This is a genomic window from Actinoplanes lutulentus (assembly GCF_003259845.1).
Taxonomy (GTDB): Bacteria; Actinomycetota; Actinomycetes; order Mycobacteriales; family Micromonosporaceae; genus Actinoplanes; species Actinoplanes lutulentus.
In genome coordinates this window covers 204439-229681 of the sequence record NZ_QLMJ01000004.1, presented here as the reverse complement: position 1 = coordinate 229681, position 25243 = coordinate 204439, and the positions used below count along the sequence as shown (strand labels likewise).

23 protein-coding genes are annotated in these 25243 nt (G+C 70.0%); 14 read left to right on the top strand and 9 right to left on the bottom strand.

Annotation, left to right across the window (positions count from 1 at the left end):
• Nucleotides 1–22: 22 nt before the first annotated feature.
• The gene (locus B0I29_RS11345; protein ID WP_111648884.1) at nt 23–337 is read left to right on the top strand and encodes a hypothetical protein; all 315 of its coding nucleotides are present in this window, start codon (nt 23–25) and stop codon (nt 335–337) included.
• Here B0I29_RS11345 and B0I29_RS11340 read toward each other — a convergent pair.
• Entirely contained in the window at nt 334–1863 is a 1530-nt protein-coding gene (locus B0I29_RS11340; protein ID WP_111648883.1) for a leucyl aminopeptidase, read from the bottom strand. The genes B0I29_RS11345 and B0I29_RS11340 overlap by 4 nt on opposite strands.
• 121 nt (nt 1864–1984) lie before the next feature.
• On the opposite strand from B0I29_RS11340, the gene gcvT reads away from it, so the two are divergent.
• Complete coding sequence (gene gcvT, locus B0I29_RS11335; RefSeq protein ID WP_111648882.1) at nt 1985–3076, top strand: glycine cleavage system aminomethyltransferase GcvT; 1092 nt, start codon at nt 1985–1987, stop codon at nt 3074–3076.
• 2 nt (nt 3077–3078) lie between these two features.
• On the opposite strand, the gene B0I29_RS11330 is transcribed toward gcvT, so the two are convergent.
• Nucleotides 3079–3822 carry an adenosylcobinamide-GDP ribazoletransferase gene (locus tag B0I29_RS11330; RefSeq protein WP_111648881.1) on the bottom strand — a complete coding sequence of 248 codons (744 nt, stop codon included), beginning with the start codon at nt 3820–3822 and terminating at the stop codon, nt 3079–3081.
• Nucleotides 3806–5554, bottom strand: a complete 1749-nt coding sequence (locus tag B0I29_RS11325; RefSeq protein WP_111648880.1) for a bifunctional adenosylcobinamide kinase/adenosylcobinamide-phosphate guanylyltransferase — start codon at nt 5552–5554, stop codon at nt 3806–3808. The genes B0I29_RS11330 and B0I29_RS11325 overlap by 17 nt, the downstream gene beginning before the upstream one ends.
• Before the next feature lie 83 nt (nt 5555–5637).
• Here B0I29_RS11325 and B0I29_RS11320 point away from each other — a divergent pair, with 83 nt between their 5' ends.
• A complete protein-coding gene (locus tag B0I29_RS11320) occupies nt 5638–5835 on the top strand; it encodes a hypothetical protein (RefSeq protein WP_111648879.1) in 198 nt (65 codons plus the stop codon).
• Nucleotide 5836: 1 nt separating this feature from the next.
• Nucleotides 5837–6664, top strand: coding sequence for a site-2 protease family protein (locus B0I29_RS11315; RefSeq protein ID WP_111648878.1), 828 nt, complete (start codon nt 5837–5839; stop codon nt 6662–6664).
• Here the strand turns inward: B0I29_RS11315 and B0I29_RS11310 are convergent, their stop codons facing one another.
• Both B0I29_RS11310 and B0I29_RS11305 read right to left on the bottom strand, forming a co-directional pair.
• Nucleotides 6665–7663 (bottom strand): aldo/keto reductase family protein, encoded by a 999-nt coding sequence (locus B0I29_RS11310; RefSeq protein WP_111648877.1) that lies wholly within the window; start codon nt 7661–7663, stop codon nt 6665–6667. It lies immediately after the preceding gene.
• Nucleotides 7664–7672: 9 nt separating this feature from the next.
• On the bottom strand, nt 7673–11857 hold the full coding sequence (locus B0I29_RS11305) for a WG repeat-containing protein (RefSeq protein WP_146616761.1): 4185 nt from the start codon (nt 11855–11857) through the stop codon (nt 7673–7675).
• Between the two features lie 922 nt (nt 11858–12779).
• Here B0I29_RS11305 and B0I29_RS47400 point away from each other — a divergent pair.
• From B0I29_RS47400 to B0I29_RS11275, 4 genes are all read left to right on the top strand, one after another.
• Entirely contained in the window at nt 12780–12935 is a 156-nt protein-coding gene (locus tag B0I29_RS47400; protein WP_111648873.1) for a pentapeptide repeat-containing protein, read from the top strand.
• A 301-nt stretch (nt 12936–13236) separates the two neighbouring features.
• Complete coding sequence (locus B0I29_RS11285) at nt 13237–14088, top strand: ABC transporter permease (protein ID WP_111649155.1); 852 nt, start codon at nt 13237–13239, stop codon at nt 14086–14088.
• The gene (locus tag B0I29_RS11280; RefSeq protein WP_111648872.1) at nt 14081–14881 is read left to right on the top strand and encodes an ABC transporter permease; all 801 of its coding nucleotides are present in this window, start codon (nt 14081–14083) and stop codon (nt 14879–14881) included. Before B0I29_RS11285 ends, B0I29_RS11280 begins: the two co-directional genes overlap by 8 nt.
• Nucleotides 14878–15828 (top strand): ABC transporter ATP-binding protein, encoded by a 951-nt coding sequence (locus B0I29_RS11275; protein WP_111648871.1) that lies wholly within the window; start codon nt 14878–14880, stop codon nt 15826–15828. The genes B0I29_RS11280 and B0I29_RS11275 overlap by 4 nt, the downstream gene beginning before the upstream one ends.
• Here the strand turns inward: B0I29_RS11275 and B0I29_RS11270 are convergent.
• Nucleotides 15825–16379, bottom strand: a complete 555-nt coding sequence (locus tag B0I29_RS11270) for a helix-turn-helix domain-containing protein (RefSeq protein ID WP_111649154.1) — start codon at nt 16377–16379, stop codon at nt 15825–15827. The two genes, B0I29_RS11275 and B0I29_RS11270, sit on opposite strands and share 4 nt — an antisense overlap.
• Nucleotides 16380–16443: 64 nt before the next feature.
• On the opposite strand from B0I29_RS11270, the gene B0I29_RS11265 reads away from it, so the two are divergent.
• Both B0I29_RS11265 and B0I29_RS11260 read left to right on the top strand, forming a co-directional pair.
• Nucleotides 16444–17358: an AzlC family ABC transporter permease gene (locus B0I29_RS11265; protein ID WP_245972441.1), complete on the top strand. Its 915-nt coding sequence runs from the start codon at nt 16444–16446 to the stop codon at nt 17356–17358.
• Nucleotides 17352–17660 (top strand): AzlD domain-containing protein, encoded by a 309-nt coding sequence (locus B0I29_RS11260; protein WP_111648870.1) that lies wholly within the window; start codon nt 17352–17354, stop codon nt 17658–17660. Before B0I29_RS11265 ends, B0I29_RS11260 begins: the two co-directional genes overlap by 7 nt.
• Before the next feature lie 875 nt (nt 17661–18535).
• On the opposite strand, the gene B0I29_RS11255 is transcribed toward B0I29_RS11260, so the two are convergent.
• The 3 genes from B0I29_RS11255 to nadA form a co-directional block, all read right to left on the bottom strand.
• Nucleotides 18536–19153 carry a DUF3043 domain-containing protein gene (locus B0I29_RS11255; protein ID WP_111649153.1) on the bottom strand — a complete coding sequence of 206 codons (618 nt, stop codon included), beginning with the start codon at nt 19151–19153 and terminating at the stop codon, nt 18536–18538.
• A 67-nt stretch (nt 19154–19220) separates the two neighbouring features.
• A complete protein-coding gene (gene murA / locus B0I29_RS11250) occupies nt 19221–20576 on the bottom strand; it encodes a UDP-N-acetylglucosamine 1-carboxyvinyltransferase (RefSeq protein ID WP_111648869.1) in 1356 nt (451 codons plus the stop codon).
• 206 nt (nt 20577–20782) lie between these two features.
• Nucleotides 20783–21961 (bottom strand): quinolinate synthase NadA, encoded by a 1179-nt coding sequence (nadA, locus tag B0I29_RS11245; RefSeq protein ID WP_111648868.1) that lies wholly within the window; start codon nt 21959–21961, stop codon nt 20783–20785.
• Between the two features lie 62 nt (nt 21962–22023).
• Between nadA and B0I29_RS11240 the strand changes: the two genes are divergently transcribed.
• The 4 genes from B0I29_RS11240 (at nt 22024) to B0I29_RS11225 (ending at nt 25201) form a co-directional block, all read left to right on the top strand.
• The gene (locus tag B0I29_RS11240) at nt 22024–23130 is read left to right on the top strand and encodes a glycerate kinase family protein (protein ID WP_111648867.1); all 1107 of its coding nucleotides are present in this window, start codon (nt 22024–22026) and stop codon (nt 23128–23130) included.
• Nucleotides 23131–23220: 90 nt separating this feature from the next.
• Nucleotides 23221–23589 (top strand): iron-sulfur cluster insertion protein ErpA, encoded by a 369-nt coding sequence (erpA, locus tag B0I29_RS11235; RefSeq protein WP_111648866.1) that lies wholly within the window; start codon nt 23221–23223, stop codon nt 23587–23589.
• 117 nt (nt 23590–23706) lie between these two features.
• The gene (locus tag B0I29_RS11230; protein WP_111648865.1) at nt 23707–24684 is read left to right on the top strand and encodes a carbohydrate kinase family protein; all 978 of its coding nucleotides are present in this window, start codon (nt 23707–23709) and stop codon (nt 24682–24684) included.
• Nucleotides 24685–24700: 16 nt separating this feature from the next.
• Nucleotides 24701–25201 carry a P-loop nucleotide/nucleoside kinase family protein gene (locus tag B0I29_RS11225; RefSeq protein WP_111648864.1) on the top strand — a complete coding sequence of 167 codons (501 nt, stop codon included), beginning with the start codon at nt 24701–24703 and terminating at the stop codon, nt 25199–25201.
• The last annotated feature ends 42 nt before the right edge of the window (nt 25202–25243 follow it).

The window sequence follows — 25243 nt, the reverse complement described above, 5'->3', positions numbered from 1 at the left end:
GGATCGTACGCGGGGAGGCACAGTGGCTTGGTTTCGGCGACGTCGGAGTTCCGGTGGCCCCAGCGGCCGGCCGGTGAACCAGGCAGATCTGCAACATCTTACGGAATTCGTACGCTCCAGGCGCGGTGTTGAGGCATTCATCGAACCGCAGACCACAGTGACCGAGACCACCGTGTTGCTTGTCGCACACGACGGCGAGTGGACCCGGCGCCGGATCGAATCACCGGAGATCGCCCGGCGGTTCGCCCACCAGCTCTCGATGCCGATCTACGACGTCAAGCTGATGGGCTACCCGCAGCGGATGCGTGATTACAACGAGCGGCAGAAACGTCTCTAGAGCTCGTCGATGAGCTGGAGGAACGTGCGGATCGGCACGCCGGTGCCGCCCTTCGTCCAGTAACCGTTCGGCTCACCGGTGTGATAGCTCGGGCCGGCGATGTCGATGTGCGCCCACTCGACACCCTCGGTGACGAACTCCCGCAGGAACACGCCGCCCTGGAGCATGTGGCCGGCCCGGTCCAGGTTCGCGTTCGTCTGGCAGATGTCGGCGATCTCCGACTCCATGCCCTTGCGGACGTCGTCCGGCAGCGGCATCCGCCACGCCGGCTCGCCGACCGCCGCGCCGGCCGCCTCGACCAGCGCGGTCGCCTCGTCCGAACCCATCAGGCCGGAGATCCGCTTGCCCAGCGAGATCACCTGCCCGCCGGTCAGAGTGGACGCCTCGAACAGGTAATCGGTGCCGTCGGCGCAGGCCCGCGCCATCGCGTCACCGAGCACCATCCGGCCCTCGGCGTCGGTGTTGAAGACCTCGACCCGCTTGCCGTTGAACATCGTGATCACGTCACCCGGCCGGTACGCCGACCCGGACGGCATGTTCTCGGCGATCGCGAGATAACCGGAGACCGCGACGCCCGGCTTGATCGCGGCGATCGCGAGCAGCGCGGAGGCGACGGCGGCCGCACCGGCCATGTCGGACTTCATCTCCCACATGCCGGCCGACGGCTTGATGCTGACGCCGCCGGTGTCGAACGTGATGCCCTTGCCGACCAGCGCGACCCGCTTCGGGTCGGTGACGCCCTCCGGCGTGTAGGTGAGCTTCACCAGCCGCGGCGGGGCCTCGGAACCCTGGCCGACCGCCACGATGCCGCCGTAACCGCCGGCCTTGAGCTGCTCGAAGTCGAGGACCTCGACCTCCAGGCCGGTGCCCTCGGCCTCGGCGACGACACGGTCGGCGAAGTCGGCCGGGCGCAGTACGTTCGGCGGCTCGTTGACCCAGTCGCGGGTCAGCCGCACGGCGCGGGCGACCACCTCGGCGCGGCGTACCTCGGCGAGCGCGGTCTCGTCGGACGCGTCCGGCACCTGCACCTGGAGCGCGGCGACCGGGTCGCGGCGGTTCTTCTGCGGCTTCGTCTTGTAACCGGCGAACCGGTATCCGCCGAGCAGCGCGCCTTCCAGCACGGCGCGCAGCACCGGCGCGGCGTCCTCGTCGGCGGACGGCAGGGCCAGCGCGACCGTACCGCTGCCGGCGAGCGCGCGGACCGCAGCGCCGGCGCCGCGACGCAGGGTCTCCAGGTCGGGGGCGGGGCCGGTCGGCTCGTTGCCGAGGCCGACGGCGATCAGCAGGGGCGCGGCGACCGTGCCGAGCGTGGCGAGCTTCGTCACCTCACCGGGGGCGCCGCTCGCGCCGAGCAGAGCCAGCGTCGCGGTCAGCTTGCCGTCGAACGCCGCGGCGATGCTCTCGGCGCCGGCGGCGGGCAGCAGCGCGCCGTCCTCCTCGGGCTGGCTGTGCAGGCCGATGACGATGGCATCGACCGCCAATTCGGCCGGGTCGGTGTCGACCAGGCTGAGGCTGGGCTGGGTCACTCGGGCACTCCGGGACGTCGGGGCCGGGCGCCACCGGTGGGCGCGCTCCCGGCTGGTGGGAAAGCAAGTAGCTGTCCCCGCGACTCTAACCAGCCCCAAGGTCACCGGTAAGTTGAGTCTCATGTCTGCCGAGCTTCTCCACTCTCCGCTGCACGAACGCCACGCCGCGCTGGGCGCGAAGTTCGCCGCCTTCGGCGGCTGGGACATGCCGCTCGAATACGCCGGCGGCGGCGTTCTGCGCGAGCACGCCGCGGTCCGCGAAGGCGTCGGTGTCTTCGACGTCTCCCACCTCGGCAAGGCCCAGGTACGCGGCGCCGGCGCAGCCGATTTCGTGAACTCCTGCCTCACCAACGACCTGGGCCGCATCCAGCCCGGCCAGGCGCAGTACACGCTCTGCTGCGACTCCTCCGGCGGCGTGGTGGACGACCTGATCGCGTACCTGTACGGCGACGACCACGTCTTCCTGATCCCGAACGCGGCGAACACGGCCGAGGTCGTCCGCCGCCTCGTCGAGGCCGCGCCGGACGGCATCACGGTCACCGACGAGCACCGCTCGCACGCGGTCCTGGCCGTGCAGGGCCCGCAGTCCGCCGAGGTCCTCGCGAAACTCGGCCTGCCGACCGCGCACGACTACATGTCGTTCGAGACCGCCACGCTCAACGGCGCCGAGCTGATCGTCTGCCGCACCGGATACACCGGCGAGCACGGTTACGAGCTGGTGGTCGGCTGGGACGACGCCGTCGCGGTCTGGGACGCGCTGATCGACGCCGGCGTGCGCCCCTGCGGCCTCGGCGCCCGCGACACGCTGCGGACCGAGATGGGTTACCCGCTGCACGGCCAGGAACTCTCCCTGGAGATCTCCCCGGTGCAGGCCCGCTCCGGCTGGGCAGTCGGCTGGACCAAGCCCGCCTTCTGGGGCCGGGACGCGCTCATCGCGGAGAAAGCCGCCGGACCCCGCCGCCGGCTCACCGGTTTGGAGATCACCGGCCGCGGGATCCCGCGCGGTCACATGCATGTGTACGCGGGGGAGCGCGACCTGGGTGAGACCACCAGCGGCACGTTCTCGCCGACGAAGAAGGTGGGCATCGCCCTGGCGCTGCTCGACACGTCGGCCGGCCTGACCGAGGGCGACGTCGTCGAGATCGACATCCGCGGCCGCCGCGTCGAGGCCAAGCTGGTCAAGCTGCCGTTCGTGACCCCGTCGGTCCGCTGATTTCAGCCCAGGGTCAGGGCGATCAGGGCCACCGTCGTGGCTGACTCGACTGCTGCTCCGAGGACGTCGCCGGTGATGCCGCCGAATCGGCGTACACAATGGCGCACGAGAAGGACCACGACGGTGAGTGCGGCGGCGACGGCGAGGGGCCCCTGCCAGGGACGGCCCGGTGTCGCGGCAGTCGCGAGAGCGGCGACGGCGGCCGCGGCCGTCAGGACCACCGGGAGCGGCACAGTGGACGCGACCATGGCGCCCAGGCCTTCCGGGCGGGCGGCTTCCACTCCCTTGCGGCAGGCGACCGTGATGGCGAGGCGGCCGGTGGCCCAGGCGGTGATGACGGCGAGGGCGCCGGCTTCGGTGAGCGCGGCGGCCTGAATCAGCAGGGTGGTCGCGACCGCCGCCACGCCGAACGGTCCGATGTCTGCTTTTTTCATGATTTCTAGGGCTTTATCGCCGGAGCGATAGGACCCCAGCGCGTCCACCGTGTCGGCCAGGCCGTCCAGGTGCAGCCCGCGGGTCAGCAGCGCGCCGGCCGCGACCGTCACGCCGGCCGCGACCAGAGCGGGCGATCCGAGCGCCCGGAGACCCTCGGAGACGCCCGCGAGAGCCACGCCGATCATCGCGCCCACCAGAGGGGCCAGCGACATCGCCACGGCGGCTGTGGGGCGGTCCCAGCGACTGGCCCGCAGCGGCAGAACGGTCAGCGTGGTGATCGCGAGCCGGAGCCCGTCAAACAACCTCGTGATCCGCCATCATCCCCGGGTGCACCGGAAGGATCGAGGCCAGACCGATCGCGGTACGCAACGCCGGCAGCACCGCGAGAGCGTTGGCACCCTCGCCCAGGTCCAGGCCGATCTGCAGCACCGGCGTCAGGCCCAGCACGTCGGCGCCCTGCTTGACCAGCGCGAGCGTGCCCGCCTCCGGCAGCAGGCACCAGTGCCGGGTCTGGCTCGCCAGGTCCCGGGCGACCAGGCCGGCCGCGATGCCGAGCGGGCCGTCCAGCAGCACCGGGATGCGGCGGGCGGCCGCGCCGAGCAGCACGCCGGTCGCCACGGCCAGGGCCGGGCCGCCGAGTTCGCGCAGGATGTCGTTGGCGCCACGGGGTTCCTGGCGGATGCGGTGCAGGGCGTCGCGTACCGCCGCGCAGCGGACCATCCAGGCGTGGTCGTCGTACCGGCCGCCGGGCACCAGCACCCGGGGCAGCATCGCGACCGGCTCGGCGCCGGTCGTGGCGGAGAGCACCGCGGTGGCGACCGCTTCCAGGCCGGCGCCCAGGCCGGCCAGCACGATCGCGTCCTTGCCCGCGTCGGCGGCGGCGTCGGCGAGCTGCCAGCCCTGACGCAGCGAGGCTTCGACCGTCTCGTCGCCGGTGACCGGGCCGTCCTCCATGGCGCCGGCCGCTCCGGCACGCAGCACCGAGATGTCCGCGCCGGCCTCACCGGCGAGCCGGCCCAGCAGGCCGGTGCCCAGTTCGGCCTCGGTGACCCGGCGTTCGATGTCGGCCAGGTCGCTTCCGGCGGTGGCGTCACCCTCGTGGCCGCCGGCGATCAGCACGACCCGGACCGCGGACCACGGCCGTGGTGTCGTGGTGTCCTGGGTGGCGGCGGCGAACTCGACGGCCTCGGCCAGCGCGCCGATGCCGGCGCCGGGCAGGTCCAGGGTGCCGAGGCGTTCCCGGGCGTCCGGGCCGGCGTCGCTGCTGGGCAGGGGGAGGTCCATGCCGGGGGCGATCTCGGTGAGACCGGAGTAGATGAGCGGGAGAGTCATGGTGGCGCCGGAGAGAGCGGCGCTCAAATTCGCGGTCGGTTCTTCTTCGGCCGGCTCTTCTTTGGCCGGTGTCACGACCACCGGCGTCCGCACCGGCGGGGGAGGCGGGGCCGGCGTGGCCGCTGCCACCGGCTGCGCCGGCTTCGGCTCGAGACGCTCGGCCGGGATCTCCCTCTTCAGCCACGTCGTCTGCCCGGCCACCACAAGCGCCACGCCGTCGCACGCGCTCGCGAGTGCCTGGTTCGTCACACCCAGCGCGTCAGCGAACGCCCGCCCGATCGGCGTGACCGGCACCAGCGACAGACCCACCTCGGGACTCACCAGCACGACACGCGCCGCACACCCGCGGACCGCCTCGGCCAGCGCGGCCACGTCGGCCTCGTCGTCGTTGGGCTGCCGGGCCGGGTCCAGCACCGCCGCGACCCAGCCGCCCAGGTCGTCGACCAGCAGCGTTTCGTCCTGCTTGGCCTCGGTGAGCAGCGCGGTGAGCCTGGTCGGGTCGGGTCCGGTCTCCTCGGTCGACCACGACTGCGGACGCCGGCGCTGGTGCGCCTCGATCCGGGCCAGCCATTCAGGGTCGTCCTCGCCGCCGATCGCGGTAGCGACGTACCGTACCGACGGCGCGTCTGCCACCAGGGATTCGGCGAACGCGGATTTGCCGGAGCGGATTCCGCCGAGCACCAGGACCGTGTTCCACCGATCTTCGGACATGCCCCGTACCTTAGAGCCGGTCCGCACGCGGACAAGCCGTAGGGTGGAAGCCCACCGACGCAGACGACGTGAGGGGGCGGCTTATGCCGTGGAGTTGGCGGTACGAGGACGTCGACGGTAAGCCGGTCGAAGGACCCGCCGAGACGTTCAGCAGCCAGGCGGACGCCGAGTCCTGGATCGGTCAGGAGTGGCGCCAGCTGCAGACCACCGGCGTCAGTACGGTCGTGCTGGTCGAGGACGACCGGGTCGACTACCAGATGAGTCTCACGCCGGCGGACTGACGTGACTTACGAACCGGTCTTCACGCGTACACCGCGCAACGCCTTCCTGCCGAGCCCGGTCTTCGTCGGGATCGTCGCGGTCTTCGCGGTCAGTGGCGTCATGACCTGGACCAGTTTCGGGAACGTCCGGATCGACGTCTTTCTCTTCGTTATCTCGGGCTGGATCATCTCGCTCTGCCTGCACGAGTACGCGCACGCGCTCACCGGGTTCTTCTCCGGTGACCTGAGCGTGGCCGACCGGGGTTACCTGCGGCTGAACCCGCTGAAGTACACCCACCCGCTGCTCTCGATCGTGCTGCCGGTGATCGTGGTGATCCTCGGCGGCATCGGCCTTCCCGGCGGCGCGGTCTGGATCGACCATCAGTACATCCGCAGCCGGCTCAAGGACTCGTTGATCAGCGCGGCCGGACCGCTGACCAACGTGGTCCTCGCGCTGGTCGTGGCGGTGCCGTTCCTGGCCGGGATGGCACCGGAACTGGCACCGACGGTCACCGGTCAGTACAGCTTGAGCGACTCGGGGCATCTGGAGTTCTGGGCGGCGCTGGCGCTGCTCGCGTTCCTCCAGGTGACGGCGAGCGTGCTCAACTTCCTCCCGGTGCCGGGCCTGGACGGCGGCAGCATCATCTCGCCGTGGTTCAGCCCGGCGTACCAGCGCGCCTGGAACCTCGTCGCCCCGTGGGGCTTCCTCCTGCTGTTCCTGCTGCTCTGGCAGACGCAGGTGGGTGAGTACTTCTACGTGGCGGTGAACTGGCTCGCCGGGCTGATCAACGTGGAGCCGTGGCTCTACGCACTCGGTTTCGACCTCATGCGGTTCTGGAGCAGCACCTGATCAAGGACGCTTGGCCGGGCTGGAGGTGAGCGACGGGTCCCGGGTCACGACCGGGTCCAGGATCTCGTCGATCGCCTTCAGCAGGCCGGCGTCCAGCTCCACGCCGGATGCCTTGACGTTGTCGCGTACCTGCTCGGGCCGGGACGCGCCGATGATCGCGGCGGAGACGTTCGGGTTCTGCAGCACCCATGCCACGCCGAGCTGGGCCATGGTGAGCCCGGCCTCGGCGGCGATCGGCTCGAGACGCGCCACCGCGGTGAGCACGTCGTCCTCCAGCCAGCGGGCGATGAACCCGGCGCCGGATTTCTCGTCGGTGGCCCGCGAACCGGCCGGCGGCTGCTGACCGGGCTTGTACTTGCCGGTCAGCACACCCTGGGCGAGCGGCGACCAGACGATCTGGCCCAGCCCGAGCTCCTCGGAGGCGGGCACCACCTCGGCCTCGATGACCCGCCACAGCATCGAGTACTGCGGCTGGTTCGACACCAGGCGGATCTTCAGCTCGTCGGCGAGCGGCTTGGCGGCCCGGATCTCACCGGCGGTCCACTCGGACACCCCGATGTAGTGCGCCTTGCCCCGGTGCACCACGTCGGCGAAGGCCTCCATGGTCTCCTCGAGCGGCGTGAAGTGGTCGAACCGGTGCGCCTGGTACAGGTCGACGTATTCGGTGCCGAGCCGCCGCAGCGAACCGTCGATCGACTCCATGATGTGCTTGCGGGACAGCCCGCTGTCGTTCGCGCCCGGCCCGGTACGCCAGTAGACCTTCGTGAAGATCTCCAGCCCTTCGCGGCGTTCGCCGTTCAAGGCTCGGCCCAGCACCTCTTCGGCGCGGGTTCCGGCGTACACATCGGCGGTGTCGAACGTGGTGATGCCCTCGTCGAGGGCCGCGCGCACGCAGGCGAGCGCGGCATCCTCCTCGACCTGGGAACCGTGGGTGATCCAGTTGCCGTAGGCGATCTCGCTGACCAGCAGGCCGGAGCGGCCGAGATGACGGTGCTTCATCCCCTGTTTCTACAGGACTGGTCGTGCTTCCTCTTCGATCGCTTCCACCGCCGCTGCCCGGTCCTCGTGGACCAGGTCGACCAGCGGCTCGCCCTTACGCGTCAGCGCACCCCACCGGCCGTTCTGCGACACCAGGAACGCCGACGGGTGGATCACGAGCTTCTCGAAGAACGGCTCCACCACGAGCCGGCCGGTCCGGTCCAGCACACCGAGGCGCTCGCCGGCGCTGACCACGGCCAGGCCCTCGTCGCTGAACCCGTCCAGGTCGCCGCCGATGTGCAGCGTCGTCGCGAACGCCGGCCAGCCCGGCGGCACCGCGATCCGGCCGTGCCGGTCGACGGCGCCCCAGACGCCGCCCTGCTGGATCAGCGCGATACCCCGCCGGAACGGCCGGGCGTCCTCGAACTGTCCGTTCACCACCGCGCGGTTCTGCCGGTCGATCACGAACCAGCCGCCCTGGGGCTGCCGGGAAACCCAGGCCAGCCCTTCGGCGAAGGACTGCACCTGGAGATATTCCCGATTTATCAGGGGATTTCCGGACGGGTCGATCAGCTCCCACGCGGGGGAGTCGGGTCGGCGTACCCATGCCGCGCCCTCGGCGAACGGTCGCACCTCGGCGAAGCTCGGTTCGACCGCGGCCGCGAATCCCCACAACCCGGCGCCGTCGTCGAGCAGCGGCATCGGCGCGGTGACCCGCCCCAGCAGCTCGTCGCGACTGCGCGGATAGGGCCCCCAGCTCTGCGACGCGGTCTTCTTAGTGATCGCGTCCAGCGCCATCTCGGCCCGCTCGATCAGCTCCGGGTCACCGCCCTGCCGCACGTCGAGCGCCCGCTCGAAGTGATTCACCGCCTCCAGGAACCGCCCCTGCTCAAACGCCGACCGCCCGGCCAGCTCGAAGATCTCAGCCCGGGTCCGCGACGGCAGCTCCACCGAATCGGCCTGTGCGTAGAGCCGGTCCGCCTCAGCGAACTCACCCCGCCACTGCAACACGTGCGCCAACCGAGCCTGAGCGATCGAAACCGGTCGCAGCTCCCCGCTGGCCTCAGCGTGCCGAACCGCTTCCCGCGCGTCCTCGAGCGCCTCGTCCAGGTCACCGAGAACCCGCGACACCACAGCCCGCAGGCTCAGCAGCCCAGCCCGCACGTTGTCGCGCTCGGCGAACTCCAGCCGGTCGGTCAGCCGATCGATCAGATCACCGAGCCGGTCCGGCTCATCGACCTGCTCACGCAGGGTCTCCGGATCGAAGGTCCAGGCGTAGGACGCCAAAATCTCCTCAGGATCAGCCCGCCGCCGGTCACCCACCGACCGCTGGTCCCGGCGCTGCCGCACCGGCTCCCGCTTGGGTACGCCCAAAGCAGGCCGATCCGAGCCCTCCGAGGCCGCCTGGCCTTTTTCGGACAGACGGGATTCCAACACCGCGTCGACGGGGCTCTCAGCCCTGACCGCGGCGACAGGCGCACGCTCCCCAGCCGGAGCCGTCTCAGCAGTCGAAGCGGCAACAACAGCCGCCTCAACCGGCGCTGCTTCAACCGCCGCTGCTTCAACCGCCGCTGCTTCAACCGCCGCTGTCTCGACGGGGGCTGTCTCGACGGGGGCTGTCTCGACCGCCGCTGCCTCGACCGGCGTGGTGGTCGGCGTGGTGATCGGCTCGGTAGCCGGCTCCAGCAGAGCGACCGGCGCCGTGACGATCTCGCTGGCCGGCTCGTCGGAGACCTCATCGGCAGGCGCTGAGCCGCCGAACGACTGGAAGTCAGCAAAAGGCTGGTCAAAGCCCGGCCGACCGTCGGCCGGCTCCTCGGCCGTCAGCTCCCCGAAGGACTGGAACTCAGCGAAGTCCTTGTCAAAATCAGGCTCCTCAACAGCGACCCCACCACCGAAGCCAGCCTCGCCCCCCGACCCGCCAGCGGCGTCCACGTCAGCGGCGCCCGCGTCAATGGCGCCCGCGTCAATGGCGCCCGCGTCAATGGCGCCCGCGTCAATGGCGCCCGCGTCAATGGCGCCCGCGTCAATGGCGCCCGCGTCAATGGCGCCCGCGTCAATGGCGCCCGCGTCAATGGCGCCCGCGTCAATGGCGCCCGCGTCAACGGCCTGAGGAACGTCAGCCTCAAGCACGTCCACGTTCGCAGCGTCCGTGTCCGGCTCGCTCAGGTCTGGCCCGGCGACCTCTGAACCGGCCACCTCTGAGCCGGCCACCTCTGAGCCGACGACCTCGTGCTCGATCGCTTCGTGCCTGATCGGCTCGTGCCTGGTCAGCTCGGGCTCGATCGGCTCGGGCTCGGTCACGTCCGGCTCGAACGGGATCGGGCCGCCCGCGACCGGCGTCTCGGCAAGAGGCTCGTCATCGAGCGACGCCTGCGCGAGGTGCCGAATGACAACGGGCTCGTCAGCGACAAACGCGGCGGGTACCGGCATGTCGACGATCACCGCGTCGGCGAGCCGATCCGCAGGCTCCTCGACAACGGGCGCGACGTCGACCGCAGGCTCCTCGGCGACAGTTTCCTCGTCAACGGCCTCCTCGGAAACCAGTTCTTCACCGAAGGGCTGCTGGACAACGAATTCCTCGACAGGAAGCTCACTGCTGGGCAGATCCTGCGCGATCGACCGAACGGTGAGAGTCTCCGCCAGAAGAGCCCCATCGCTGACAGCCCCGTCGAAGACGCCCGGCTCCTCGCCGAGAACCGGCTCCTCGACGACGACCCGCTCCTCGACGTCCAACCGCTCAGCGGCGACGACCGGCTCCTCGACGTCCAACTGCTCAGCGACGAGAACCGGTTCGTCGGCGACGAACTGCTCGGCGATCGGCTCCTCGGCGATGGACTGCTGGGCGACCAACTCCTCCGCGACGATATGCCCCGCGGCGGGCTCTTCCAGAGCCGAATTGTCGGTTTCGGCTTCCTCGTCGGATTCGATGGCGGGCGCGAACCAGCCCTGCGGCCGCACCTCGGGCGCGACCTCCGGCTCAGCTTCAGGCTCGGCTTCCGCCTCGGGAACCGGCGTGGTCGCGCCGAGCCCACTCATCGAAAGCAACCAGCCAAGACCGTGCGGTTCCTCAGCCGCAGCGGGCTCAACCGGAACCCCGGGAGCAGCAGGCTCCTCACGACGGACCGGCGCGACGGGTTCGTCAGGCCGAGAGTGCGCGGCGGGACGTCGTTCCACCGGCGGAATGACTGCCTCCGCCGGCGAACCAGCAACAGTCCCGAGATCAGGGCCGGCAGCGTGCGTCCCCAGTCGGCGCGGGTCGATCACCTGCCGATGCTCGTAGTCCGCCTCCTGCGTCCCAGCAAGATCAGCCTGCCGCGCGTCAACCGCGCGCCCGGTCTCATCCCGGCGCACCTGCTCCCCGGTCGGGAAACGCTCTTCCCGCTGAGGCTGCTCGCCGGTCGGGAAGCGTTCCTCGCGGCGCGGTTGCTCGCTGCCCGGGAAGCGCTCCTCGCCGCGCGGCTGGGCGCCGGTCGGGAAGCGGTCGCCGTGGCGTGGCGGCTCGCCGCCCTGGAAGTGGGATCCGCCCCGGAGTTGTTCCCCGGCGTGGAAACGGTTCTGACTGTCGCCGGACTCCTCCGGGCGGAAGGAAACGCCCGAGCCGGAGATCGGCGCCGGCCCGGACACGGGAGCGGCAGATCCCGGCCCGGAAACAGGCGCGATCGGACCCGAACCAGCCGGCCGGATGCCCTCGCCGCCGTTACCAGGAACCACCGGAACCACGCCATGCCGCGCCGGCCCAGAACCCGGCTGCACAGGAAGGCCACCCCCACCCGGACCGGCGGCCGGGCGAACCGGGCCGGAGGCGGGGTGGGGCTGGGGAACGCCGGGGCCGGCCGGTGAGGGCTGGGCGTGCGGGTAGACCGCGGCAGGCGGCATGACCGGCTGCTGCGGAGTGACGCGTGTCGGTTGCGGTGCGGGGCGCGACGGAGCCGGCGCGTTCCGATCCTGGGGGACCGGGCGCAGGTCGAACGGCGCTTCCGGGGTGCGGCCTTCGCGTGGAGTACGGCGTTCGTCGGCATATGCCGGGAAAGCCTCGGGCGGTGCCGGGCGGGCACTGCCGTAGGCCGGCCCAGCCGGCGAAACCTGACCCGGCACCGAACGCCCGTCCAGACCCAGCCGCGGAACCTGCTGCTCGTGCCCCGGACGCCCACCCTGCTCGTGCCCTGGACGCCCACCCTGCTCGTGCGCCGGACGAGAGCCCTGCTCAGACATCGGCCGTCCATCCGGACCGAGCCGGAGACCCTGCTGGTCGGAGACAGGCCGGCCGTCCTGGCCGGGCCAGCCACCCTGGTGCTCGGGACGACGACCCTGGAGACCGGGCTCGCGGAACCCGGGATCCTGCTGCGGACGCGGCGGCCCGACAGGACCACCAGGCTGCGGCGTACCGCCGAACCGGCCCTGAGGACCCGGCCCTTGCCTACCGTCCCCCTGCGGCGGCATGCCGGGACCACCCGGGTGCTGCTGCGGGACCTGCCCACCACGGCCGGGACCCTGGGGTGGAACCGGACCAGGCGGAACGGAACCGGGCGGAACCGGGCCACCTTGATAGCCGGGACCGCTGGGACGGCCGGTGTAACCCTGCGGCTGGACCGGACCACGGCCCCACTGGCCGGGCTGACCCTGGCCCTCGGGAGCGTTCGGCTGCTGAGGAGCCCGCCCTGCCGGCGGCCGACCGGAGCGGCCGGGCGAGACAGGTGCGGACGGCATCCCGCCGGGACCCTGCGGATGCCCAGGATTCACCGGCACCCCACGCCCTGCGGCCGCCGCCGGACGCGCGGAACCGTACTGACCCGGACCCTGCTGCCCAGGACCAGGACCAGGAGCGGAGCCAGGCCCAGGAGCGGAACCAGGACCAGAACCAGGACCAGAGCCAGGCACGGAGCCGGAGCCGGGGGCGGAACCAGGCCCCTGGCCGTAGACCGGGCCCGGGCCACGACGCTGATCGCCGCCGCCCTGCCACGGGCGGTCGTCGACGCGGTTGTGAGCGTTGACGGGCCGGTTCCAGGACGGATCGTCACGAGGGCCGCGCGGTTCCTCGTACCCTCGCTGGGTTTGATCCTCGGGCCACGACGGAGCCGGAACCGGCGCTGGGCCGACCGTTGCGCGGCCTCGGCCGCGACCGTCCGCGCCCGGGCTGACCGGCGCGGCGCTCATCGGGACGGAGCTTGTCGGGACGCTGCTCGTCGGGATGGAACTGATGGGTGCGGCGCTGGTCGGCACCGAGCTGGTCGGCACCGAGCTGATCGGCGCGGCGCTGACCGGGGCGGAGCTGCCTCGGGACGCTTCGTAGACCGGGGTTTGCACGGCCTTTCGGCGTCCGGGGTCGCCCGGGTAGCGCTGACCGGGGAGGGCTTCCCACTCCCAGGTGATCTCGTAGACCCACGCCGGCTCGTCGTCCCAGCTGTCCGGGCCCGGCCGGGAGCTCCAACCGTTCATCGGGCGGCCAACGGGCGGCCCGGCAGTTGGCGACTCTCCGTCACGGCGTACTCCACCTTGTCCAAAAATCGTGCGGTGGCAGGCCGGGGACCGGGTTAGAGTCGCCCGGCTCCACTGCGGGGGGTATTCGAAAGGAGATTAACGGCGTGAGCCGGATCGACGCCAGAGTGCTGACGATCTCTCGAATCGGTCCGTTCCGCGGCTCGGCCACTACTTTCGGTGTGCTTATCAGGTCGGGTTTCCGGAGGTACTCCACCTACCGGCAAGCCACCATAGCCGGATCGTTCACCAACATAGTCTTCGGCTTCCTGCGCTGCTACGTGCTGCTGGCCGTCGCGGCGGGGGCGGTGGGGCAGCGGCCCGGGGGTTACGACGTGGAGCAGCTCGCGACGTACGTCTGGGTGGGTCAAGGGTTACTCGCGGTGATCGGGATGTGGGGCTGGACCGAGCTGTCCGATCGGATCCGCACCGGCGACATCGCCGCCGACCTGTTACGTCCGGTCTCCCCGGTGACCAGCTATCTCGCTGCTGACCTGGGCCGGGCCCTGCACGCGATGCTCACCCGGTTCGGCCCGCCGCTGGTGGCCGGTGCGATCTTCTTCCCACTTCACGTGCCCTCTCGCTGGCAGACCGTCCCGCTCTTCGCGGTCTCTGTGATCCTCGCCGTGGTCATCTGCTTCGCCTGCCGTTATGTCGTGAATGCGACCGCTTACTGGCTCCAGGACGCCCGCGGGCCGATGATCCTCTGGACGCTGGGTTCGGGCGTCCTCGGCGGCCTTTACTTCCCGCTGCGACTTCTGCCCGATTGGGCCACCGTCACTCTTTGGCTGGGTACGCCACTCCCGAGCCTCCTTCAGGCGCCACTTGACGTGATTACCGAACGTGACGGTCCGGCCATGCAGGCCGGACTGGTCGGAGTGCAGGCCTTCTGGGCAGTGCTGACCTTGAGCCTGACCGTGCTGGTGCAGCGCCGGGCCGAACGCCGGCTGGTGGTCCAGGGTGGGTGAGCTGCGGGCGTACGCGGCGCTGTTCGGCGCGCAGACCCGGTCGGTGCTCAGTTACCGGACATCGTTCGTGGTCGAGCTGGTCGGCAACATGGGCGCCACGGTCTTCGACGTGATCACGGTCATCGTGCTGTTCCGCGCGACGCCGCAGGTGGGCGGATTCACTCTGGCCCAGGCGGTGCTCATGGTCGGTCTCAGCTCGGCCGGGTTCGCGTTGGCCGACATGCTGGTCGGCAACGTGGATCGCCTCAAGACCTATGTCCGGACCGGGGCGCTCGACGCCGTGCTGGTCCGGCCACTGCCCGCCCTGCCGCAGCTGCTGCTCATGGACCTGCCGTTGCGTAAGGCGCTGCGCGTGGTGTTCGGCTTCACCGTGCTCGGCGGTGCGGTCGTGATGAACCACATCGACTGGACGCCGGCGCGGGTTGTCCTGATCGTCGTGACGCCACTGGCCGCGGCTGCCTTCTTCGGTTCGATCTTCGTGATCAGTGCCACGCTCGCTTTCTGGTGGGTCGACTCCGGGGAGATCGGCTCCGCCTTCACCTATGGCGGGCGGGATTTCACTTCGTACCCGATCACGGTTTATGGCGCTGGATTCAGGAGCCTTTTCGCGTACGCGATGGGGTTTGGTTTTGTCGCTTATCAGCCGGCGCTGGCGCTCCTGGGCCGAGCCGATCCGCTGGGTTTGCCGGCCGTGGCCGGCTATCTCTCACCGCTGGTCGCGCTCGCCGCAGCGGCTGTAGCCGCCGTCGTCTGGCGCATCGGAATCCGCCACTATCGGAGCACAGGCTCATGATTCAAGTTCGTGAATTGCGAAAGACCTTTTCGGTACGCGTAAAAGCGGGCCGATTCCGGCGAGAGAAACGTGTCGTCACTGCCGTCGACGGGGTGAGCCTGTCGATCGAACGTGGCGAGATGGTCGGATATATCGGTCCGAACGGGGCCGGAAAGTCGACAACGCTGAAGATGCTGACCGGCGTGCTGACGCCGTCCTCCGGTTTCATCGAGGTGTGCGGGTTCACGCCGGTGCCGCAGCGCACCCGGCTGGCGCTGCGGATCGGTGTCGTTTTCGGTCAGCGCTCCCAGCTCTGGTGGGACCTGCCGCTGCGCGAGTCGTTCGGGTTGCTCCGGCACGTCTACCGGGTGCCGGCCGCGGATCATGAAGCGCGGCTGCGGCGATGCCGGGCGCTGCTCGACCTGGATTCGTTCATGGATACGCCGGTCCGGCAGTTGTCGCTCGGCCAGCGGATGCGCGGTGAGCTGACGGCGGCCCTGCTGCACGGCCCTGAAGTGCTGTTTCTCGACGAGCCGACGATCGGCCTCGATGTCGTGTCCAAGCAGGCCGTGCGGGCGTTCCTCGGTGAGCTGGGCGCGACCGGTGACGTGACGCTGGTGCTGACCACGCATGACCTGGCTGACATCGAGCGGCTGTGCGAGCGGCTCGTGGTGATCGACCACGGCCGGGTCGTGCACGACGGGACGATCGAGGCGCTGCACTCGCGCTACGGGTCCCGGCGCAGTCTCGTGGCTGATCTGGAACGGCCATTGCCCGCGGACTTCTCGCTGCCCGGCGCGGTCGTGACGTCGGTGGAGGCGGGTGGCCATCGGGTGACGTTCGCGCTGGAGTCGGTGGCAGCGGGCGCCGCGGTGGCGGGGCTGGTGGCGGCGGTCGGGGTGCGGGACCTGTCGGTGCTGGAGCCGGACATCGAGGACGTGGTGGCGCGGCTTTACACCGACTCCTAGCGATGTTCCATGATCAAAACTGCCCATGACGGCTCCAGGGCTTCGTACCGATGCGGCACGTCTCCCGGGAACGTCACGTAATCCCCAGGACCGAGCTCAACCGGCTCGTCCACCGGGCCGGTCCGGATCCGCCCCTTCGAGACCACGATGTGCTCGACGCTGCCCGGAATGTGCGCTGCGGCCTCCCGCGGCTCACCGGGCTCCAGCTCCATCATGTAGATGTCGCGCCGGGTCTGCGGCGATCCGGTAGCCAGCAGCGTCGCCACGAAATCCGCGTGATCCGACCGCAGTCTCGGCCCTTCACCAGCACGAATGATCCGTACCGGCGACGTGGGCGGCTCGACCAGCCGGCTGAACGGCACGTCGAGCGCCACCCCGAGCGCCCACAGCGTCTCGATGCTCGGGTTGCCGGTGCCGGCTTCAAGCTGGGAGAGCGTCGACTTGGCCAGTCCAGCGCGTCGAGCCAGCTCGGTCAGGGTGATCCCGGCGCGGTCCCGCTCCCGGCGCAGGGCGGCCGCGATGACGGCCAGCGGCGGTGCCGGCTGCTGCATGTTCGCTCCATCGGACGGGTTGTTCGGTTTGACGAACGCTTCGCGCTCGTTCATCGTAGCGAACATGAGTACGTTTAAACGAACGCTGCGGGACGTGGGCGCGCTCGGCGCGGCCATGGTCGCGGTGGGTGCGTCGTTCGGCGCCATCTCGATTGCGTACGGCTTACCGACGTGGGCGCCGATCGCCATGTCAACAGTGGTCTTCGCGGGCGGCTCCCAGTTCCTCGCGGCCGGCCTGCTCGCCGCCGGCAACCCGATCGCGGCGGTCCTGGCGGGTTTGCTGCTGAACGCCCGCCACCTGCCGTTCGGCCTGACGATCGCCTCGACGATCGGCGGCCGCTGGCGCGATCGTCTGGTGGGCAGCCACATCATGACCGACGAGGCCGTGGCGTTCGCCCTGGCGGAGCGGGATCCCGTGCAGCGCCGCCGGATCTACTGGCTGGTCGGCACGACACTCTTCATCACCTGGAACGTCGGAACGATCCTCGGCGTTCTGTTGGGCGGCGCCACGGGGGACCCGGACGCGTTCGGCCTGGACGCGGCGTTCCCGGCGGCCCTGATCGCCTTGATCCTGCCGTCGCTGCGAGACCGGGTCACGCGGCTGGTAGCGCTGGCCGGAGCCGTGATCGCGGTGGGGTTGACTCCGGTTCTGCCGGCCGGGTTGCCGGTGTTGTGCGCGCTGTTCGGCCTGCTGGTGCTGCTGTTCCCGAGGCGTTTCCTGCACGGCCGGGGTGGCGCCGGCCCGGAGCCGGCGGCGTCGTCGGCCGATGCCGGGGCGTCGACTGGTTCCACGGGCTCGTCGGCTGCCACGGGTTCGTCGGCCGTAGATGACGCGGGCGCGGTCACGTCACAGGCCACTGCCGCTTCGGCAGCCACTGGTTCGTCGGCAGCCACTGGTTCGTCGGCTGCCACGGGCTGGTCGGCTGCCACGGGCTGGTCGGCTGTCGCTGGCTCGTCGGCTGAGGAGACCCGATGCTGATCGCGGCGATTGTGGCGCTTGGCGTAGGTACCTACATCATCCGTCTCAGCGGGGTACTCCTGCGCGAACGTCTCGAACTCTCCGACTCCCTGCAACGCGTCCTGCCAATGGCGGCGGCCGCCCTGCTCACCGCGCTGGCGGCGACGGCCGCGCTGATGGCCGGCAGCGAGTTCGCCGGGGTGGCCCGCCCAGCCGGCGTGCTGGTAGGCGGCCTGCTCGCCTGGCGCCGAGCGCCTTTCGTGGTGGTCGTAGTAGCAGCAGCGGGAGTGGCGGCACTCCTACGCCTGGCCGGCATCCCCTGACAGCCCCACCATCCAGATCTTGTGCCGCCCCACACCCTCCAACGTAGAAAATCACTCAAGATCCGCAGCGGCCCAGCAGACCAGCGGCGAGCGGGGTCTCACCGATCAGTTACGGAGGGTGGGCGCCCGACAAGGTGCGCTGTCGGCGGCGGCCCGATCTTGGATACCTGTAGGTGCCCTGACCCCCACAGGTATCCACAAAGCCAGCACTCTCCACTGTTGTGGTGGCAACGCGTCACCAAGGAACTCGCGAACCACCCGAGATCGACCCGCCACGGTGGCGACCTCCCGAAACTCGTGAGTTTGCGGTCGATCCGACGGCCGAACCGCACAAGATCTGCGAGCGACGGCGTGGCGGCACCGTGCGGCGGGCCAACGGGGCGATCGGAGCGCGGCTGACTGAGGGCGAGGGCGTGCGGCGGTTCCTGCCAGGCTGTGTTGAGTTGGGGTGCGGAGGGCGCCTGAAGTCGACACGCTCGTGGGGATCCAGCCTGTGTGTGTCGAGTTGAGGTGTGATTCGCACCTGAAATCGACACGCTGCTCGGTGCGACCCCGCCCCGCCCCTCGGCCTGCCCCTGCCCGGCCCACCCTCGCCCGGCCCGGTCCAGCCAGCGCGTCGCAATCCGGCCCGGCGCGCCGCGACCCAGCCCGGCCCAGCTCGGCGCGCTGCGGCCCGGCCCGGCAAGACCCGGCCCGGCATGGCCCAGCGCGCCGCGGCCCGGCACGGCACGGCGGCCCGGCACGGCGGGGCGGCACGGCATGGCACGGCGGCCTGTCCGGCCCGGCCCGGCACGGCGGGGCTGGGTGTTGGTTGTTGGAATGGGTAGCGCGCGCCGGCTGTGGACGCCTGGCGCGCGCTGGGGGGAAAACTGCTCTTACAGCTTGGCGCCGTATTCGACCTTGGACTTCGGGATGCGCATGCGGCGGAAGGTCAGGCCTCGCATGATGCCGTACAGATAGAGGGACCCCATCCGCTGCGTGCTCTGCGGGAACCGGGTCGACACCATCTTTTTGATCTTGCGGGCGATCAGGATGCTGTCGACCAGGACGGCCAACGCAAGCAGGGCCCAGATCAGGGTGCTGATGTTCTGGATCGTGCGGTTCGGCACTGAGGAGCCGATCAGCACGACCACGGCGCCGGCGATGAACCAGGAGCCGACGGTGCGGCGGGAGTCGACGATGTCGCGGACCAGGGAACGCTCCGGGCCGCGGTCGCGGGCGAGCAGGTAACGCTCGTCGCCCTCGCGCATGCCGGCGTTGGCCTCGGCGCGCTCGGACCGCTGCCGCTCGCGCATCTGCTTGTAGGCCTCTTTGCGGTTCTCCGGGGCCTTGTCCTGCACGCGGCGGCCGGTGGCGGCGCGTTTCGGAGTGGCGACACCCAGCTCTTTCTTGCTGGGGGTGTAACTCCTGGGCCGGTTGTCGGCAGCGTTCACCTCCTCCTCCACCTGGGAGGGGGCGACGTCAGCTGGCTTGCGGCGAAACAGCGGGGACACGCCACGAGCGTAGCCAAACGGCGCGGTGTGACACACACCGCGCCGTTGATCGTGACAAAGATGCAGCTCAGGGACGCTCGACGTGGGCGCCGAGGGCGGCCAGCTTGGCCTCGAAGTCCTCGTAGCCGCGTTCGATCAGGTTGACGCCGTAGACACGGGAGGTGCCTTCGGCGGCCAGCGCCGCGATCAGGTGCGCGAAACCGGCCCGCAGGTCGGGGATGACCAGGTCGGCGGCGTGCAGCTTGGACGGGCCGGCGATGACCGCGGAGTGCATGAAGTTGCGGCGGCCGAACCGGCACGGGGTGCCGCCGAGGCAGTCCCGGTAGACCTGGATGGTCGCGCCCATCGAGTTCAGCGCGTCGGTGTAGCCGAGCCGCTGCTCGTACACCGTCTCGTGCATGATCGAGATGCCGCGTGCCTGGGTGAGCGCCACGACCAGGGGCTGCTGCCAGTCGGTCATGAAGCCGGGGTGCACGTCGGTCTCCAGCGCGACGGCCTTCAGCTCGCCGCCCGGGTGCCAGAACTTGATGCCACCCTCGGCGCCGGTCACGCCGGGACGGGCGATCCGGTCGTCGGTGATCTTCAACTCGCCGCCGATGGACCGGAAGACGTTCAGGAACGTCATCATGTCGGCCTGGCGGGCGCCGACCACCTCGATCTCGCCACGGGTGGCGAGCGCGGCGGCGGCCCAGCTGGCGGCCTCGATCCGGTCCGGGATCGGCTTGTGCTCGTAGCCGGTCAGACGAGGCACGCCCTGGATCTCGATGACCCGGTCGGTGTGCACCGTGATGATCGCGCCCATCTTCTGCAGGATGCAGATGAGGTCCATGATCTCCGGCTCGATGGCGGCGTTGCGCAGCTCGGTGACGCCCTCGGCGCGGACCGCGGTGAGCAGCACCTGCTCGGTGGCGCCGACGCTCGGGTACGGAAGTTCCAGCTTGGCGCCGTGCAGACCGTTCGGAGCGCTGAGGTGCATGCCCTCCGGGGTCTTGTCGACGACGGCGCCGAATTCCCGCAGCGACCGGATGTGGAAGTCGATCGGGCGCGGCCCGATGTGGCAGCCGCCCAGGTCGGGAATGAACGCGTGGCCGAGGCGGTGCAGCAGCGGCCCGCAGAGCAGGATCGGGATTCGGCTGGATCCGGCGTGCACGTTGATCTCGTCGGTGCTGGCGCTCTCCACGTTCGTGGGGTCCATCACCAACTCGCCGTCCTCGACGCCGTCGCTGACCTTCACGCCGTGCAGTTCGAGCAGGCCGCGGACGACCTCGACGTCCCGGATGCCCGGCACGTCGTAGAGGTGGCTCGGGGTCTCGCCCAGCAGGGCGGCGACCATTGCCTTGGAAACGAGATTCTTGGCGCCACGGACCCGGATCTGACCTTGCAACGGCGTACCGCCGTGCACGATCAGGACATCGTCGGTCAACGTAACCTCCAGCCGGCGGGCGGTGGGCCGCCCGGTGTACGAGGGGCAGAGCAAGGGTGGGGGTACCCGATTCTGCAACCGGGGAAGCATAGCGCTGAGTGACAAATACGCCAGTCGTAGCGCGGCGCGAAACGCCGTTAAATGCTGTTGACTAAGGCAGCCTTAAAAAATCCACCGGACGGGTGGATTCACTTGACTACTGTGCGTTACGGCAGGGCGAGCATCTGGTCGAGCGCCACGCGTGCCTCGCGAGCCGTCTTCTCGTCGACCGAGATGACGTTGGGCACACGGCCGGCGACCAGCTCCTCAAGGGTCCAGACGAGGTGTGGCAGATCGATGCGGTTCATCGTCGAGCAGTAACAGACCGCCCGGTCGAGGAACATGATCTGCTTGTCCGGGTGGGCCAGCGCGAGCCGGCGTACCAGATTGAGCTCGGTGCCGACCGCCCAGGACGACCCGGCAGGCGCCGCGTCCAGGGCCTTGATGATGTATTCGGTGGAGCCGACGTAGTCGGCGGCCCGGACCACCTCGTGGCGGCACTCGGGGTGCACCAGAACGTTGACGCCGGGTACGCGTTCCCGCACCTCACGCACGCTCTCGATGGTGAACCGGCCGTGCACCGAGCAGTGACCGCGCCAGAGGATCATGCGAGCGTTCCGCAGCTGCTCGTCGGTCAGGCCGCCCTTGGGCTTGTGCGGGTCGTAGAGGACGCAGTCGTCGAGGTCGATGCCCATCTCCAGGACCGCGGTGTTGCGGCCGAGGTGCTGGTCGGGCAGGAAGAAGACCTTGGAACCCTGCTCGAACGACCAGTCGAGGGCGCGCTTGGCGTTCGACGAGGTGCAGACGACGCCGGAGTTGCGGCCGACGAAGCCCTTGATGTCGGCGGAGGAGTTCATGTAGGTCACCGGGACGATCTGGTCGGTGATCCCGAGGTCCTCGAAGTGCTCCCAGGCGGTCTCCACCTGGCCCAGCACGGCCATGTCGGCCATCGAGCAGCCGGCCGCCAGGTCCGGCAGGATCACCTGCTGATCCGGAGTCGTGAGGATGTCCGCGCTCTCGGCCATGAAGTGCACGCCGCAGAAGACGATGAACTCCGCGTCCGGCCGGGCCGCCGCCTGCTGGGCGAGCTTGAACGAGTCGCCGGTGACATCGGCGAACTGGATGACCTCGTCGCGCTGGTAGTGGTGACCGAGAACGAAGACGCGGGAGCCCAGCTTCTCTTTCGCCGCCGTGGCCCGGGCCACCAGGCCGGGGTCACTGGGCGCGGGCAGATCGCCGGGGCAGTCGACGCCCCGCTCGCTGGCCGGGTCGGTGTTCTGACCGAGCAGCAGGAGGGCGAGGGGGGTGTTCGCGGGTTCGGTCCAGGTCGACGTCACGTCCCTCATCGTTACACAGGGGGCCGGACAGAAGCTGCGCCCGGACGGGGTGTGCTGCCACACTCGCGGGTGTGCGCGTACTGATCTGTCCGGACAAGTTCGCCGGCACCCTTTCTGCCCCCGCCGTCGCCGATGCGATCGCGGAGGGCTGGTCCGTCCCCGATGACGTGCTCGTTCGCCGGCCACTCGCCGACGGGGGGCCAGGTTTCGTCGATGTACTGGCGGCCGCCCTCGACGGCCGGCGGATACCGGTGAACACCGTCGACCCCCTCGGCCGGCCGGTCCAGGGCGAGATCTTCCTGACCGGCAGCACCGCCTACGTGGAAAGTGCGCAGGCCTGCGGCCTGCATCTTCTGGCGACCTCCGAGCGAGACCCCAAATCAACGACTTCGTACGGGCTCGGCCTGCTTCTGGCGGCCGCTGTCGAGTCCGGCGCGGCCGAGGTCGTGGTCGGCCTCGGCGGCTCGGCGGTGAACGACGCGGGGGCCGGGATGCTGGCCGCGCTCGGCGCCGGGCCGGTCGACGTCTCCGGCAATTCCCTTCCGTACGGCGGTGGCCCGCTGATCGCCGCGGCCGGTCTGGCCGGTGAGCCCCGGTTGCGTCAGGTGAGCCTGGTGGCCGCGACCGACGTCGACAACCCGCTGACCGGGCTGCACGGCGCCAGCAATGTGTTCGGCCCGCAGAAGGGCGCCTCGCGGGAGGACGTGCTGCGGCTCGACGCCGCTCTCGAACATTTCGCGGGTGTGCTGGAGCAGGCGTTCGGGCGTACCCATCTGAAAGAAGAACCAGGTGGAGGCGCGGCAGGCGGCCTGGGGGCCGCTCTGATCGCGCTGGGTGGCCGGGTGACTTCGGGTATCAACCTGGTCACGAATTTGGTCGGGCTGGACGCCGAGCTCGACGCCGCCGATCTGGTGATCACGGGGGAGGGGTCGTTCGACCATCAGTCGCTGCGCGGGAAGGTGGTCGCCGGGATCGCGGCCGGCGCGCGGGACCGCGGCCTGCCGTGCGTGGTGCTCGCAGGGCGCAACGAGACCGGGTACCGGGAGGCCGCGGCGGCCGGGGTGACCGAGACGCACACGCTCGTGGAGCATTTCGGTTCGGTCGAGACGGCCCTCGCGGAACCCGCGCGCGGCCTGCGAGAACTTTCGGGAGCACTGGCCGCCCAATGGAGTAGGTGATCTGTGATCCCTGAGATTGGGAATCCCGGGTTATGGGGTTAGCGTTGGTCCTGTACGGCACATGACCGCACCTGGCAGGGAGATACCTACGTGACCACAGAAGCGCACACCGAGTCGACCGAGGCGACTGCCCCGAGCGGCATCAACCTCACCGACGTCGCCGCGGTGAAGGTCAAGGCCCTGATCGAGCAGGAAGGGCGCGATGACCTGCGCCTGCGCATCGCCGTACAGCCCGGTGGCTGCTCCGGCCTGCGTTACCAGCTCTTCTTCGACGAGCGTTCGCTCGACGGCGACGTCGTGAACGACTTCGACGGAGTCGGCGTAGTCGTCGACCGCATGTCCGCTCCTTACCTCGCGGGCGCGACCATCGACTTCGCGGACCGCATCGACGCGCAGGGCTTCACCATCGACAACCCGAACGCGCAGAACTCCTGCGCCTGTGGCGACTCGTTCCACTAAGAGCCACCAGAACTATCGATCAACAGGCCGTCCCGTTAACGGGACGGCCTGTTGTGCTTCACCGGCCGGTAGTCTCAGGACGTAACAGCCCCCTGTTTCCTATCCTCGAGGGCCGAAATGAAGATCGCCGTCACCGGCTCGATCGCCACCGACCACCTGATGCACTTCCCCGGCAAGTTCGCCGACCAGCTGATCGCCGACCAGCTGCACAAGGTCTCGCTCTCCTTCCTCGTCGACGACCTGGTGGTCCGGCGCGGCGGTGTGGCTCCGAACATCGCGTTCGGCATGGGCAAGCTGGGTCTGCGGCCGATCCTGGTGGGCGCGGTCGGCGCCGACTTCGCCGATTACCGGTCCTGGCTTGAGCGGCACGGGGTCGACTGCGACTCGGTGCACATCAGCGACGTGGCGCACACCGCCCGTTTCGTCTGCACCACCGACGACGACCTGAACCAGATCGCCTCCTTCTACGCCGGCGCGATGAGCGAGGCCCGCAACATCGAGCTGGCCCCGGTCAACGAGCGGGCCGGCGGCCTCGACCTGGTGCTCGTCGGCGCGAACGACCCGGCTGCGATGCTCCGGCACTCGCAGGAGTGCCGTGCCCGTGGTTACGCGTTCATCGCCGACCCGTCGCAGCAGCTCGCCCGGATGGACGGCTCGGACGTGATCAGCCTGATCCGCGGCGCCGAGTTCCTGATGACGAACGAGTACGAGCGCTCGCTGCTGGAGACGAAGGCCGGCATCACCTCCGACCAGGTTCTCGACGAGGTGAAGATCCGGGTCACCACGCTCGGCAAGGACGGCGTGGAGATCACCGGCAAGGAGATCGAGCGCATCCACGTGCCGGTCGTCCCCGGTGTGATCGGCGAGGACCCGACCGGTGTCGGCGACGGCTTCCGGGCCGGTTTCTTCGCCGGCGTCTCCTGGGGCCTCGGCCTGGAGCGTTCGGCGCAGGTCGGCTCCCTGGTGGCGGCCCTGGTCCTGGAGACCGTCGGCACCCAGGAGTACGACATCAAGGCCGGCGATTTCAGCAAGCGCTTCGCTGCCGCGTACGGGGACGACGCCGCTGCCGAGATCGCACCCCACCTCCCCAGCTAGGAAACAGGGAAACACCATGGTTCTCGCGGTCTTCGCCGGGCTTCCCGGCGTCGGCAAGAGCACCCTCGCCGCGCAGGTCGCCACCGAGCTGCCGGCGGCGGTGCTCGCCGTCGACACTGTCGACTTCACGCTCCAGCGCTACGACGTGCAGGAGCATCGCCCCGGCTTCGCCGCTTACGGCGTGGTCGCCGCGCTCGCCGAGGAACAGCTCAAGATCGGCCACCACGTGATCATCGACGCGGTCAATCCGGTGAAGTCGGCCCGCCAGCTCTGGGTGGACCTGGCCGAGCGGATGGATGTGCCGCTGCGTGTCGTCGAGGTGGTCTGCGGCGACGACGCGGAGCACCGCCGCCGGGTCGAGGCTCGTTACGCGACCCGCGACCACGACGGCGTGCCGGACTGGGTGCGCGTCCTGGAGCGGCAGGCGGAGTACGAGCCGTACCTGGGCCCGCGCCTGGTGGTCGACACCTTCCTGGCGAAGGACCCGGCTCCCCAGGTGATCAGTTACCTCCGGTGATTGCCATCTCACCGGTTAAAAGGCAATCACCCGCGGAGCGAA

Excerpts from the sequence above, each read along its gene's own strand:
- gcvT (WP_111648882.1), top strand. The coding sequence starts at position 1,985 with ATGTCTGCCGAGCTTCTCCACTCTCCGCTGCACGAACGCCACGCCGCG.
- B0I29_RS11325 (WP_111648880.1), bottom strand. The coding sequence starts at position 5,554 with ATGTCCGAAGATCGGTGGAACACGGTCCTGGTGCTCGGCGGAATCCGC.
- B0I29_RS11320 (WP_111648879.1), top strand. The coding sequence starts at position 5,638 with ATGCCGTGGAGTTGGCGGTACGAGGACGTCGACGGTAAGCCGGTCGAA.
- B0I29_RS11310 (WP_111648877.1), bottom strand. The coding sequence starts at position 7,663 with ATGAAGCACCGTCATCTCGGCCGCTCCGGCCTGCTGGTCAGCGAGATC.
- B0I29_RS11305 (WP_146616761.1), bottom strand. The coding sequence starts at position 11,857 with ATGTCTGAGCAGGGCTCTCGTCCGGCGCACGAGCAGGGTGGGCGTCCA.
- B0I29_RS11275 (WP_111648871.1), top strand. The coding sequence starts at position 14,878 with ATGATTCAAGTTCGTGAATTGCGAAAGACCTTTTCGGTACGCGTAAAA.
- B0I29_RS11270 (WP_111649154.1), bottom strand. The coding sequence starts at position 16,379 with ATGCAGCAGCCGGCACCGCCGCTGGCCGTCATCGCGGCCGCCCTGCGC.
- B0I29_RS11265 (WP_245972441.1), top strand. The coding sequence starts at position 16,444 with ATGAGTACGTTTAAACGAACGCTGCGGGACGTGGGCGCGCTCGGCGCG.
- B0I29_RS11260 (WP_111648870.1), top strand. The coding sequence starts at position 17,352 with ATGCTGATCGCGGCGATTGTGGCGCTTGGCGTAGGTACCTACATCATC.
- nadA (WP_111648868.1), bottom strand. The coding sequence starts at position 21,961 with ATGAGGGACGTGACGTCGACCTGGACCGAACCCGCGAACACCCCCCTC.
- B0I29_RS11230 (WP_111648865.1), top strand. The coding sequence starts at position 23,707 with ATGAAGATCGCCGTCACCGGCTCGATCGCCACCGACCACCTGATGCAC.
- B0I29_RS11225 (WP_111648864.1), top strand. The coding sequence starts at position 24,701 with ATGGTTCTCGCGGTCTTCGCCGGGCTTCCCGGCGTCGGCAAGAGCACC.